Source organism: Arthrobacter sp. D1-29 (assembly GCF_054130585.1).
Window position 1 is genome coordinate 1,175,015 of record NZ_CP096383.1, and the last position, 12,869, is coordinate 1,187,883.

General features: G+C 64.4%; 13 protein-coding genes. 5 read left to right on the top strand and 8 right to left on the bottom strand.

The features are described 5' to 3' along the window. Positions 1 to 80: 80 nt before the first annotated feature. Positions 81 to 1,268 carry a serine hydrolase domain-containing protein gene (locus tag M1E17_RS05535; protein WP_457965997.1) on the top strand — a complete coding sequence of 396 codons (1,188 nt, stop codon included), beginning with the start codon at positions 81 to 83 and terminating at the stop codon, positions 1,266 to 1,268. Here M1E17_RS05535 and M1E17_RS05540 read toward each other — a convergent pair. From M1E17_RS05540 to M1E17_RS05550, 3 genes are all read right to left on the bottom strand, one after another. Then, entirely contained in the window at positions 1,256 to 1,708 is a 453-nt protein-coding gene (locus M1E17_RS05540; RefSeq protein ID WP_457965998.1) for a hypothetical protein, read from the bottom strand. The two genes, M1E17_RS05535 and M1E17_RS05540, sit on opposite strands and share 13 nt — an antisense overlap. After that, a complete protein-coding gene (locus M1E17_RS05545; RefSeq protein ID WP_457966000.1) occupies positions 1,705 to 2,943 on the bottom strand; it encodes a TerC family protein in 1,239 nt (412 codons plus the stop codon). The genes M1E17_RS05540 and M1E17_RS05545 overlap by 4 nt, the downstream gene beginning before the upstream one ends. Before the next feature lie 306 nt (positions 2,944 to 3,249). Then, entirely contained in the window at positions 3,250 to 4,488 is a 1,239-nt protein-coding gene (locus M1E17_RS05550; protein WP_457966001.1) for an MFS transporter, read from the bottom strand. Positions 4,489 to 4,748: 260 nt separating this feature from the next. On the opposite strand from M1E17_RS05550, the gene M1E17_RS05555 reads away from it, so the two are divergent. Continuing rightward, a complete protein-coding gene (locus tag M1E17_RS05555; protein WP_457966002.1) occupies positions 4,749 to 5,423 on the top strand; it encodes a DUF6308 family protein in 675 nt (224 codons plus the stop codon). A 51-nt stretch (positions 5,424 to 5,474) separates the two neighbouring features. Here the strand turns inward: M1E17_RS05555 and M1E17_RS05560 are convergent, their stop codons facing one another. Continuing rightward, a complete protein-coding gene (locus M1E17_RS05560; RefSeq protein ID WP_457966003.1) occupies positions 5,475 to 5,798 on the bottom strand; it encodes a hypothetical protein in 324 nt (107 codons plus the stop codon). A 149-nt stretch (positions 5,799 to 5,947) separates the two neighbouring features. Here M1E17_RS05560 and M1E17_RS05565 point away from each other — a divergent pair, with 149 nt between their 5' ends. Continuing rightward, positions 5,948 to 6,595 (top strand): hypothetical protein, encoded by a 648-nt coding sequence (locus M1E17_RS05565; protein ID WP_457966005.1) that lies wholly within the window; start codon positions 5,948 to 5,950, stop codon positions 6,593 to 6,595. A gap of 20 nt (positions 6,596 to 6,615) precedes the next feature. Here M1E17_RS05565 and M1E17_RS05570 read toward each other — a convergent pair whose 3' ends face one another. After that, on the bottom strand, positions 6,616 to 7,149 hold the full coding sequence (locus tag M1E17_RS05570; protein ID WP_457966006.1) for a methyltransferase family protein: 534 nt from the start codon (positions 7,147 to 7,149) through the stop codon (positions 6,616 to 6,618). Positions 7,150 to 7,226: 77 nt separating this feature from the next. Then, positions 7,227 to 8,300 carry a glycerophosphodiester phosphodiesterase family protein gene (locus M1E17_RS05575; protein WP_457966008.1) on the bottom strand — a complete coding sequence of 358 codons (1,074 nt, stop codon included), beginning with the start codon at positions 8,298 to 8,300 and terminating at the stop codon, positions 7,227 to 7,229. A 191-nt stretch (positions 8,301 to 8,491) separates the two neighbouring features. Between M1E17_RS05575 and M1E17_RS05580 the strand changes: the two genes are divergently transcribed. Beyond that, positions 8,492 to 9,019 (top strand): DinB family protein, encoded by a 528-nt coding sequence (locus M1E17_RS05580; RefSeq protein WP_457966009.1) that lies wholly within the window; start codon positions 8,492 to 8,494, stop codon positions 9,017 to 9,019. Between the two features lie 42 nt (positions 9,020 to 9,061). Here the strand turns inward: M1E17_RS05580 and M1E17_RS05585 are convergent, their stop codons facing one another. Next, positions 9,062 to 10,360: a hemolysin family protein gene (locus tag M1E17_RS05585; RefSeq protein ID WP_457966011.1), complete on the bottom strand. Its 1,299-nt coding sequence runs from the start codon at positions 10,358 to 10,360 to the stop codon at positions 9,062 to 9,064. A gap of 282 nt (positions 10,361 to 10,642) precedes the next feature. Here M1E17_RS05585 and M1E17_RS05590 point away from each other — a divergent pair, with 282 nt between their 5' ends. Beyond that, positions 10,643 to 11,683, top strand: a complete 1,041-nt coding sequence (locus tag M1E17_RS05590) for a serine hydrolase domain-containing protein (protein WP_457966012.1) — start codon at positions 10,643 to 10,645, stop codon at positions 11,681 to 11,683. Positions 11,684 to 11,753: 70 nt separating this feature from the next. On the opposite strand, the gene M1E17_RS05595 is transcribed toward M1E17_RS05590, so the two are convergent. Then, a complete protein-coding gene (locus M1E17_RS05595; RefSeq protein WP_457966014.1) occupies positions 11,754 to 12,758 on the bottom strand; it encodes a bile acid:sodium symporter family protein in 1,005 nt (334 codons plus the stop codon). Between the last annotated feature and the right edge of the window lie 111 nt (positions 12,759 to 12,869).

Below are 12,869 nucleotides of genomic sequence, written 5' to 3' on the forward strand. Positions count from 1 at the left end.
CTGAGGAACATCGAAATGCCGGTGCAACTGGCGGTCCCCCGGAAGTTCAGCTGCGGAACGGCGTCTCGAAAGGACCTGGGATGCACGCAGCAGATTTCCGCTTCCCCGTTGTCCGCCGTGCCGCCGCTGCTGTGCCGGCAGCGGCACTGGTTGCGGCGCTCGCAGGCTGCACCGGCGCGCCGGATCAGCAATCCCCGACGCCGGCGGCCACCTCCGTAACCGCCACGGCAACTGCGTCTGCTGCCCCGGCGTTCGCCGCTGGGCTGGACAAATACAGCCGGGACATGCGCGCCGGAGGAGCCACCGCCGTCGTGATCCAGATGAAGTCCCGGGTGGGGGAATGGGCCTCGGCTGAGGGAGTCCGGAACCTCGAAACCAATGATCCGGTGCAGCTGACCGACCAGACGCATGTCGGCGACATCACCATGACCATGGTGGCGGTTTCCGTGATGAAGCTGGTTGAGGAGGGCGACATCCAACTGGATGATCCCGTTCAGGAGTACCTGCCGGAGTTCGAGAGCATCATCAAGCCGCCCGGGCCTGTCACCATCCGCAGCCTGCTCAGCCACAGGTCCGGGATGCCGCACTACTGGGAAACACCGAACGAAATTGAAAACAGGCGCTTGACCCATCAGGAGCGTCTGTCCTTCGCGGCCGCCGTCCGGTGGGGCCGGGGAGCGGGCAGCCTGTTCAACTACTCCAACACCAACTACTCGGCCCTGGCCCTGCTGGTCGAAAAGCTGCGGGGCCAGGACATCGGGTCCGTCATCCTTGCCGACAACGTGAAGCCGTTGGGGCTGCAGGGCACCATGATGACGGGCTCCGAGCCGGGGCCGCAGAACCTGATCCACGGATACACTCGCACCGAGAGCGGGGAACTGGTGGACAACGCGCTGGCTCCGCTCCACAGCGGATCACCTGATACAGGGCTGATCTCCACCGTCCCCGAACTCAACGCCTATTTCGCCGCACTGCAGAAGGCGACGCTGCTGACCCCTCAAAGTTTGGCGGAGATGCATCACCCCAAGTATGAGCAGTTCGGCCTGGGCCTGGTCCGGCACTACGATTCCTGCTCCAACAACGACTATTACGGTCACGTCGGGGTGGTCCGGGGCTACGCTGCGCTGGCGCTGATCAGCGCAGACGGCTCCCGGCAGGTTGCCATGGCTGTGGCCAGGGCCCCCAAGCCGGACCTGATTGGCTTCGACGATCCGCAGGCGCTGGAGATGTCCCGGGTGGCGGTCGACGCGCTCAATCAGGCCTGTTGATCTGGTCCGGCCGTGGGACGCGCGGTCGCGACGAGGTGTCGGGCCGGGTCAAACGTCTCGTACGAGGACGCGCCGATCAGGAAGATGCCGCGCTGCGGGATCCAGAAATCGCCCAGCCGGGTCTGGACGCGCAGCGGCTCCGGGCTGCCAAAGCCCTCAGCTGCAAGGGACGCAGAACTATCGGAGACAAACCACATGCGGCGGGGTTTTGCACGGAAGCCCTGGCCATTGGGTACGTTCCCCGTCAAGCCGAGCTTGCCGGAACCCAGGACAGGGCCAGAGGCGGCACTCATAACGTTCAGGAAGGCTTTTCGCTCCAGAAGGGACTCGGGCAGGACACTGAGCAATGCCGTCATGGCACTGCTGATGGGAGTAGAAGCCAGGTCAAGCTCCCAGATGAGGCCTGAAACAGTGCTCGCGAAACGGGGTGCATGCCTCAACGATTGTCATCCTTCTGACCGTTTAGGCCGCCGTCGTTGACGGGGTCGCCTCGCAGGTTTTGTTCCTTATATTTTTTTTGTGCCCTTGCGATCAGATCCATCAGTTCCTGCTCGTCTCTTGCCGGTTGGCGGTGTCTGGGTCCAAGGCTGCGGAGGCGCTGTTCATCCTCGCGCAACTGCGCGAAGATACGGTTCCTTTCCCCGATGTGCGCGGTGTCATCAAGTTCCAGGAAGTTCTCGGCATGGCGTCGGGCGGCGGAAATGACCGTTTGGGCTTTTCCGCGGGGATTGAGCAAGGACGCGAGAACCGTGATGGTGAGGACTGAGACGATGACGGTCAGGGACGCGCCTGTGCCGATTTCGATGACGGGGACGGGTTCCCCGTCATTGATAAAGGGCAGATTGTTTTCGTGCAGGGCGTGCAGCATGAGTTTGACGCCGATGAATCCCAGGATCAGCGCCAGGCCGTAGGAAAGGAAGATCAAGCGGTTCAGGAGGCCGTCGATAAGGAAATACAGCTGGCGGAGGCCAAGGAGCGCGAACGCGTTCGCCGTGAACACGATAAAGACGTCCTGGGTCAGGCCGAAGATCGCCGGGATTGAGTCCACCGCAAAGAGAATGTCGGTGCCGGCGATGGCGACCATCACGAGCAGCATCGGAGTGAGCGCCCACTTTCCGTCATGCAGGGTGAAGATTTTGTCACCGTCGTAGTAGTCCGTTGTATGGAACAGGCGCCTGGCTATCCGGATCATGAAGTTATCGGCAGACCTTTCCTCCCTGTCTTCGGGCTTGAGCATGCTGCCGGCGGTGATGAGCAGGATGAGCCCAAACAGGTAGAAAACCCATGCAAAGGTGTTGATCAGTGCCGCACCGAGGAAGATGAAGACCGTGCGGGCGATCAGCGCGAACACTATGCCGAACAGCAGCACCTTTTGCTGGTCTTCCCTGGGCACCTTGAAGCTGCTCATGATGACCAGGAAGACGAACAGGTTGTCCACCGACAGTGCCTTCTCGGTGATGAAGCCGGCGAAGTACTCCCCACCGGCCGGTGGCCCTCCAAAGGAGAGAATGCCAAGCCCGAAGAGGATCGCAATTCCTACATAGAACGATGACCAGATAGCAGCTTCCGCCAGCGTCGGAACGTGCGCGCGGCGGACGTGGAACACGAAGTCAAAGACCAGCAGCGCAATGATCCCTGCGTTGGTCAACACCCATGCCATTGAAGGAACGTCCATCAGTCCCTCTTCCAGTAGCCGATAAAGGCATGGCAGGCCAGGGCATCGCTCAGGGGGCTGCTGCGCCCGCTTCCTGCCTTGCGGTCAGGCTACGCCCGAAGCACCGGGGAAGACTATATGGCTAAGTCCCGGGTCCGCTTCATGCACCGTTCACACCGTGTCCAGCAGTGACACATAGCTCTGACCCCCGCTATTTGTTCCTGCCGTTCAGTAACGCTCACAGGAAGAGTGCAGAGCCCCCGGCACATTGCGGGGGCTCTGCCGCGCCACTGAGCCAGGGCCGTTCAGTTCGGGTAGCGCCCGGGCCTAGCGGATCCCTTCAGTTTCCTTGATGGGCCGCGGGCTCTTCCACACTGATTCCCGCGGGCCCGGCGGGTACGCAGCCTGCTTGCCGGCGATGGTGACCAGCAGCGCCGCGATGACCGGGAGCGCGGCTGCGGCAGGAACCAGCAGCGGTCCGGCCACCACCAGGGCGGCGGAACCGTAGAGCGCGCCGATGGTGATGCCCAGCTGGATGGTCAGGACCGTGAGGCCGTTGGCGGCGTCCTTGTTTTCGCGGCCGGCCCGGAGGATGGCTGACTGGTTGTAGATGCCGATCGCTCCCAGCCCGGCGCCCCAGACGGTGACCAGCACCAGGGCAAGGGCGAGGCTGCCGCCCACGAACGGCAACAGGAGCATCGAGACGGCGATTGCCGCCGTCGTAATCAGGAGCGAACGCCGGGGATGCGAATCCACGGTGAGGCCCGCGATCCAGATGCCTAGCAGGCCCGAGACGCCCAGGACCGTCAGGGAGAGGCTGACGGCGTAGTCCGGGAGGCCGGCGCCGCGGGTGTACGGGGCGATGTACGTGAACAGCGCGAAGTGGGCCAGGACCATCAGCGGCCAGGCGATGGCCACGGACTTCACGCCGGGCTGGGCGATTGCCTTGCGGAGTGAGGGGCGGGCCTCGCCCGCGGCGCGCCGGGCGGACGGCAGCAGCCAGAAGGCCAGGGCGGCGAGCAGCAGGCCGAAGCCGGCCAGGAACAGGAACGACGCTCGCCACCCGAGGAAGCCGCCCAGGGCGGTGCCGATGGGGGCGCCGATGGCCAGGCCCAGGCTGTTGCCGCTGAAGACCAGCGCCAGTGCTTTGCCTACTTTGTCGGCCGGGACCACGCGGGCGATGTACGGGGCCATGGTGGTCCAAAGCAGTCCGTGGGCCAGGCCGCCCACCAGCCTGGCGATCATCGCCGCGGTGAAGTTGGGGGCGAGTCCCACCAGGGCGTTGCTGAGCGCGAACGTCAGGACGAGCGCCACGAGCAGCGGCCGCCGCGGCACTTTGCCCAGCAGGCGCGCGGCAGGAACCACCGTGACGACGATGACGGCGGCGTAGGCGGCGGCGAGGTAGCCTGCCACCGGCTCGGACACGTTCAGGCCGGTGCTGATCTGGGGGAGCAGGCCGGAGGGGAGGAGTTCAGTGGTGATGGCGGTGAAGGCGATGGTGGCCAAAACCATCATGGCGGCCAGCGGGAATCGCTGGGTTGCCGGCGCGGAAATCGCGGAGGACATGCGGGAGTGTTCCATTCAAGGGGGAGGGGCGGAACCGGGCTCAGCGGCCGAACAATTCCTCCACCAATTTTACCGGATTAACGAGGTGTTCTTCCGCCACATTGGCCGTGAGCAGCGACACTTGGAATCGACCCGGGCCCCAACAACTGCTAGTTGTCCAGGCCCTCCCTTGACGGGGCTTTGGGGAGTAGATTGTCCCCGAGATCACTCCTGCACGGCATAATCAGCAGCATCGGAAACCATTCAAACGGGGGACAGGCATGACAATCTCTAGTGCTTTTGAAGAAATTCCTGACGACGAAGCGCGCATGTACCTGGAACGTTACTACGGGCTCGGGGAGTGGGAAGATAAGGAGTTCACCGGCGCCCATTTCGATACCTTCGGCAGCAATGAGCCCAACGCTATGACCGCAGATGATCTGCTCGCCGTAGCGTGTCTGTCTAAACATGTACCAGCACGGGCTGCATTAGGGATACTTGGCGATCACTCAATCAAGATCGCAACTCTCCTTGCCTATATTCCGCCCAACCTGTCCATTGAAGACATTCCTTTCGACGAACATGACCACTACTTTGGTGACGGAACTCCGCTGCTGCGCCTCTGGCGGCTCCTTCGGAGGGATGAGCGCACTCGCTGGGGCATTGGAGCCACCACGGCCAGCAAGCTCATGGCCCGCAAGCGTCCCGGGCTGATCCCCATTTACGATTCTGTTGTTGCCGGAGTAACAGGTTTCAACAATTCCGACGGGACCTGGAGGGCATGGCATCACGCAATTGCGACCGACGGTGACCTCATCAGGCGGCTGGAGTCCTTGCGTTCGACAACCGGGCTGCACGGGATCTCACTCCTTCGAATCCTGGACGTGGTGCTATGGATGCACGGTAGTCAAGGGACGCTGGGGCCTGAGACCGTCGACCAGGTGGAGGAAGGCTGACGGTGGGCGGTCCTGTGGCGCCCTCACGTGAGCTCTCCTGCAGAGTTGTGGCTATCCAGCGGAGCGCCGGTTGCGGGCCTGCTTCACCAGCCGGATGAAGCCGATGACGAAGACGGCCTCGATCAGCACCATCAGTCCCAGCAGCAGCCACTGGCCCTGGCTGATGAAGACCACCGCGCCGGTAAGGACCAGGGCGGTTCCGAGGACCAGCGCATAGACGGCGAACCCGAAGGCCACCCTTGCGCTGCGCACACCGGTGCGGAAGCCGAAGCCCAAAGGCTCTCCGCCGGGGTATCCACCGATAAGGTCCGGCGGGGCGGGCTTCAGCCTGTGGAACTCGTCCCAAGGGTCCCAGTCCTGATCGTGATAGGCCATGCGTCCATTATCCCGCCTATCCTGCCGTAGTTAGGAGGCTAGGGGACTTGGGCAGTGCCGTGCACCTCTTGTTCAAGCCAAATACCAGGGCCTACCTTTGTTGCATGAGTCGGCGGATCCACGGAGGCACCAGACTGGCGGGGGCTGTCATGGCTGCAGGGTCCGTGTCCTTTCTGACGGGGGCCGTTATGCCTGTCTCCCGCATCTACGTGGAACAGGACCCGCAGCGCAAATTGGAGATTCTGCTGGCGGACCCCGTGCAATGGAAGGCGGAGCAGGTGTTCTTCGCCGCAGGAACAATTGTGCTGCCTGTCGGTGTCGCCATGCTTGCCCGGCAATGGGGCGAGGGCAGAGGGATTCACCAGCGGGAGTTCCTGCACGGGCGGCGGCTTGCCGTGGCCGCCGCAGCTCTCCTGGCCACTGGAGCCGGCGTCTTTCTGACCGACCTGGCAGCCCGATTCAACGATCCAGAGGGCTTCGCCCTGGGGCGCCAGCCTGTGTGGCCATTCCACGGTTATATGTGGTTGAGCCTGGCCGGCATGTCCGCGCTTGGCGGCGCTCTGCTCAAGCAGACACGCACGGAGTCCGGTTCGGGCTTCCCGCGTTGGCCGGGCGGGCTGAATCTTGGTGGTGCGGCAACGTTTGCCGGGGTGTTGGTTGCCACCGGCGATATTCCACCCCTGGTGATGTATGGAGTTGAACTGGCCACCGGGGTTGCGCTGATCCGAAAGGGTCGCCATGAGAGCATGGATCCCTCCAACCCGGACTTCAGGGTAGAAATGGCCGCCCCTGAATAGTGGCCGGCAGGGAGCGCTGCCTACACCCGTGGGTTACCGAGGTAGCGCGGAACCCTTTCCGCGTACTGAGCATAGGACTGCCCGAAGAGCTCGGCCAGCGTGGCCTCTTCATCGAGGATATAGCGGTGTTCCACCAGCAGCTCGGCAGGCAGCGTCATGAGGACCCAGGACGACCCGACCATGGTTCCCGCGCCCAGTTGGATGAGCCACCAGCCCACGTACATGGGATGCCGGCTGATGGCGTAAGGGCCGCTGGTGACCAGTTCCTCCGGCGCCTCCAGTGCGAAAGGGCTCGCGGACCGGCGTCGGCGTTCAGCCAGGGCCCAAAGATTCAGGCCGACTCCGGCGAGCAGCAGCCCGGCCCCCGCCGTCCGGTGGAGGGAACGGGGGCCGGGAAGCGGCAGGGCGCGGAGCCGGTGAAGGAGGAAGTCCAGGACGATCGCGGCCACCGTGGGAGCCGGCAGCGGAAGGTTGTCGTAGACCTCCTTTAGCCGCCTGGCCACGGAGCCGGTGGTGCCTATGGGGAGCCGGAGATCCCGGATTTCAGGTTCCATGACTTCAGCGTACGCGCCTGCCGGATACGCTGCCCCTTTTCTTTCAGGGCAGTGAGCTGCAGACCTGATCCGTGCCCCTACACGCCGTACGGCTTGGGCAGCTTCAGGCCTCGTTCCTCCATGAGGGTGCGGAGCCGGGTGGGGCAGTCGGTGATGATGCCGTCCACGCCAAGGTCCATCAGGCGCTCCATGTCGGCGGGGATGTTCACGGTCCACGGGATGACGGGCAGGCCCAGCGTGTGGGCTTCGGCGATCATCGCGGGGGTGACTGAACGGAACGTGGGGGAGACGACGTCGTACCCCTGCGCGGCTGCCGCCCTGGGAAGGGAACCGTCGTAGTCGTCAATGTCGATCCCGCCCAGGTTGGGGCTGGCGCCGGGCTGGCCCACGCCCATCCAGGCGTCGCCGCTGGAGAGCGCCACCAGCGGCAGCTCCGGCGCGAGTTGCTTGGTGAGGTTCAGCGAGGACCAGTCGAACGACTGCAGTGTGGTCCGGTCCGCCATGCCGGAGGCCTGGATCTCGCCCACCACAGCGCCGGTGAGGGACTCCATGCCGCCCCCGCCGATCTGGCTGCTTTCCACCTTGGTCTCCACGTTGAAACGGACCTTGTCGGCCTTGGTGTCGCGGACCAGCCGGTAAACGTCCTTGAGCTCGGCGATCCTGTTGCCTTCGATGACATCCTGCTCCGGGTAGCCGGGCAGCTGCACAAAGCCGCAGTTGAGCGTCTTGATCTGAGCGAGGGAGAGCTCGGCCACCCGGTCGCCGACGTAGGGGAATTCGGGGTCGCCGGCGGTGGCAGGTACTGTGTCCGCGCACTTGGTGGCCTGGATGGTGTCATCGTGCCACACGATCACCTTGCCGTCCTCGGTCAGGTGGGTGTCCAGCTCCAGGGTGGTCACGCCCAGCGCCAGGGAGTTCGCGAACGCGGCCAGGGACTCCTCGGTCCATTCGCCGCGCCCGCCGCGGTGGGACTGCAGGTCGAAGGAGCCGTTGCGCTCGTTCGCCTTGAGTGCCGCTGTTGTTGCCGTTGGGGCGGTGCCGGCAGCGTTCGACGGCGGCGCGCCGGCCCCGTTCTCCGGGCTCGCGACGGCGGGGCTCGCCATGGCGGCGATCAGGGCGGCGGCTGCCGCTGCGGTCAGGACTGGGCGCATGGGTGGTTCCTCCTGGGTGACGGGGCCGGCTGTTGGCCGGTTACCCGTCCACGCTAGGGAGGCGAGGTTGCGCGCTCGGTCCCTTGAGTTGGAGCGGAGGTTAACGGATGCCTCCGCCCTCTCAATATTGGTGGTTATCCTTCTGAAGCTCCGAGCCTACAGTCGGTCCGCGGCGTGAATAGACTGCTCCAATGACGATTGTTCCGGACGAAAAAGACTGGACCTCGGTGTTGTCCAGGCCGTGCCCCGAATGCGGCTTTGATGCGGCCACAGCTGACCCTTCCACGGTTGCAGGAACTGTACGGCGGATGCTGCCGCGGTGGCAGGCCGTGCTGGAGCAGGAAGACGCGGCAGTGCGGCCGAATGAGCGCACCTGGTCGCCGCTTGAGTACGCCTGCCACGTGCGGGACGTTTTCGGACTCTTTGACGAGCGGCTGGCCCTGATGCTGCTTGAAGATGATGCCCGCTTCGCTGACTGGGACCAGGATCAGGCAGCCATCGACGGGGACTACGCGCATGAGGACCCGGCACAGGTCGTGCGGGAACTGGCCAGCCGAGGGGAGCGGATCGCCGGCGCTTTCGCCGCCGTGGACAAGTCCCAATGGCACCGCACCGGCACTCGGAGTAACGGGGCAGCATTCACCATGGTCACCTTCGCCCAGTACTTCCTGCACGACGGCGTTCACCACCTGCACGACGTCGAAAGTAAGAGGCCTTGAGCCTGTCCAACTCCTCCCAGGGGTTCATCCCCGGAGCGGGGCTCAGTCCTGCGGCTGACCGTTCGCGGGAGTCACCCTGATGCGGGCGATGCGCAGCCGGTCCATCGCGAGCACGGTGAGAACGTGGCCTGAGACCTCCACCTGGTCGCCTGTCCGGGGCAGGCGGCCCAACCGGTCGATGACGAACCCGGCCACTGTCTCGTAGTGGCCCTCGGGCAATTCGATGCCGGACGCTGATTCGAACTCCTGCAGGATCAGGCCACCGTCGACGTCAACTGATCCGTTCGCCCGGATGATGCGGTCCTCGGGGTCCGCCCCGTTGTCGTACTCGTCGTAGATCTCGCCCACGAGTTCCTCCACCAGGTCTTCGAGGGTGACGATGCCGTCCGTGCCGCCGTATTCGTCCACCACCAGCGCGATGTGCTGGCCCAGCCTGCGCATCCGGGACAGTGACGGCAGCACCCTGTTGGTTCCCGGCAGCGGAAGGATCTCCCGGGCAATGTCCTTCACCAGCCCCTGGTCGTACTCGTCGTCGCGGGGCATCAGGTCGCGGATGTGGATAAAACCAAGGACGTCGTCCGGGGTCCTGTCGATCACCGGATAACGCGAAAACGGTCCGTCCCTGAGCTTGCTGCGTGCAGCCTCAATGGTCAGGGAGCCATCGATGAAGGTCACCTCGGTGCGGGGGCGCATGACCTCCTGCAATGATCGGTCCCCGGCCCCAAACACGTCGGTGAGGATGCTGCGGCTGTGTTCTTCCAGGTCCTCGCTTTGGGACACCATGTCCCAGAGTTCCTCAGAGCTGACGGCCTCCTGCCGGGCATTGGGGTCGCCGCCGAACAGCCTGACGACGGCGTCGGTGGACACGGACAACAGCCAGACAGCGGGCCGCATGAGTTCGGAGAGGACGCTCAGGGGCGGGCCCAGGACCTTCGTGAAGCCGACGGCGCTCTGCATCGTCAGCCGCTTGGGCACCAGCTCGCCCAGCACCAGGGAAAGGTAGGCCACCAGCAGCGTCATGCCGATAAAGGCGACGGGTTCCGCCGCGGAGCCAAGGCCCAGACCTTCCAGGAGGGGTTCGACGTCGGGGGCGATGGTGGAGGCGCCGTAGGCGGCGGAGAAGAAGCCGGACAGCGTGACGCCGATCTGGACGGTGGAGAGGAACCGGTTGGGGTTCCCTGCCAAGGCTGCGATCCGGGCGCCGCGTTTGCCGGCCTTTTCCATCCGGCGCACCTGGCTCTCGCGGAGGGAAACCAGGGCCATTTCCGTGCCGGCGAAGACCCCGCCCAACAGCACAAAAAAGAGGACCAACAGGAAATTGACCAGTGTGTCGCTGTCCATGAACTGACACTACCGAATCAGTCGATTGGCTCGCCCCCTGCGGGCTGAGAACTACAACTCTTGACGAGCGCTGCCGGCGTGGGGAGCATCTGAATATGGGCGCGCGGGATACGGGCAAGCGCCTGTTGTCCCACGCGGGAGAGGCTGTTCGGGATGTTGGTGAGCCGGAGTCATAAGGCCCTTGGACGTAAAACCGCGTTCGGCCTCGCCGTCCTTTTGCTTGCACTCGCTGGTTGCTCCGCCGGTCCTGATCCGGCTCCGGCGCCGTCGCCGCCGTCGTCAATGGAAGAATTGAAAGCCGAGCTGGAACAGTTCAGCACCGAGCGGTTGGGGGCGGGAGCTTCAGCAGTCCTCATACAGGCGGGGCTGGGAGGGGATGTCTGGTCCACTGCCGAAGGTGTCCGGGACCTTGAGACGAAGGTTCCTGCCCAGCCCGGCGATTCGTTCCACGTGGCCAGCCTGACCAAGTCCATGGTGGCCACCTCCGTCCTGAAGCTGGTTGAACAGGGAAAAATCCAGCTGGATGGCGTGGTCAGCGACTACTTGCCGGAGTTCGATTCGGTCCTGCACCCGCCCAAACCAATTACCGTCAGGATGCTGCTGGACCATACGTCGGGGATGCCCACCTTCGAGGAACCGCTCATCAGATCGGGTCCCCTGAAACCGGTCCTGACCACCCCACTTACCGCCGAGCAGAGGCTTGACCTGACAGGCACCGTGCCCTGGGACGCCGGCAATGTTGGCGTCTACGAGTACTCAAGCTCCAATTACGTGGCGCTGGGACTTCTCGTCGAGCGCGTGACGGGCCGCAGCCTGGGGGATGTGCTGCAGACTGACATTGTGGAGCCCCTCGAGTTGGCCGGAACGCTGCTCGCCGGAACCGCAAAGGCCCCCGCCACCATGGTGCACGGCTACGTCATGATCGACGGCGAACGCGTGGACGCTGCCGACGCCGGTGTCCAGAGCGAATCCGCCTCGGGCGGCATGATCTCCACAGTCCAGGACGTGAACGTGTTCTACTCTGCCCTGCTGGCGGGCAGGCTGGTGAGTCCCGCACTGGTGGAGGAGATGCAAAGTGAAAACTCTTCGGAGTACGGGCTTGGCCTGGCCAAATGGTGGGACAGCTGTACGAGCGGTTTCTACTATGGCCATCTGGGCGGAGCGCCGGGCTATGCTTCCATCGCGATGACCAGCGCCGACGGCTCCAGACAGCTGGCCGTGTTCATGGCACACAGTGCAGAACCGCTGAGCGTCGAGGCTCCGCCAGGCGATTACGGGCTGGAGGAGTTTGCCCAGAAGGCTCTCGAGAGCACCTGTGATTAGGGCTGCACTGAGGCAGGAGAGTACGACGGCGGTCTGCGCCCGGGACGCTGCCAGGCGCGGACCGCCCCGGCTACTCCGTGACAGCCGCCGGAACCGGCTCGGCGCCGCGCTGGGCAGGAGTGGTGCGGCGGCGCCAGTAGGCCGCCAGAACCGCACCGGAAACGTTGTGCCACACCGAGAAAATTGCTCCGGGCAGGGCCGCTTCGGGAGTCAGATATTGCCGCGCCAGTCCCGCCGCCAAGCCGGAATTCTGCATGCCGACCTCAATGGCAGTGGTGCGCCGGGAAGGAATCGGTAGCCGGAAAAGACGGGCGGCAGTGTAGCCCAGGGCGTATCCCAGGCCGTTGTGCAGGACAACGGCCGCGAGAACCAGCAGGCCCGCGGCGAAGATTGCCTTGGCGCTTCCGGCGACAACCGCTACCACCACAACGGTGATGGCGAGCACCGAGATCCACGGGAGCGCAGGCAGTGCCCTGGTGACGAGGCGCGGCAGGAAGAGCCGGATGACAAGTCCCAGCAGTACAGGGAGCAGCACAATCTGGACGATGGACCATGCCATCGAACCGGCGTCCACCGGCATGTACTGACCGGCCAGCCATAAGGCCAGCACCGGTGTCAGCAGGGGAGCAATCAGCGTAGAAACAGTTGTCATGGCGACGGATAAGGCAACGTCACCCCTGGCCAGGTAGGACACCACGTTGGAGGCCGTTCCGCCAGGGCAGCAGCCCACCAGGATGACGCCAGCGGCCAGCGCAGGCGGCAGCCCCAGCGCAGCTGCGATCAGCCATCCCAAGAGCGGCATGACGGCGTACTGCGCCACCACTCCGATCACCACCGGGACGGGGCGTTTGGCTATGACGGCGAAGTCAGGGGGCGTGAGTGTCAGCCCCATGCCGAACATGATGATTCCCAGGAGAGGGGTGATCCAGGGGGCCAGTCCGGTGAAGGCTGCTGGAGCGGCAAGCGCCACGGCTCCTCCGGCCAGGATAAGCACCGGAAAAAGAGTGACGGCGATGCGGGCGCTGCGTTCTTCGGCGCCGGACGCCGTCGTGGAAGTTTCGGATAAAGAAGACATGCCTACCGGATTATCACAGTCAGGGTTGGGTCCCGGAATCAGCGGGCATTGATGACGCATACCGGCCCTAGCGGGCCAAATGGACGAACCACAAGGATATGTGAGAAGCTT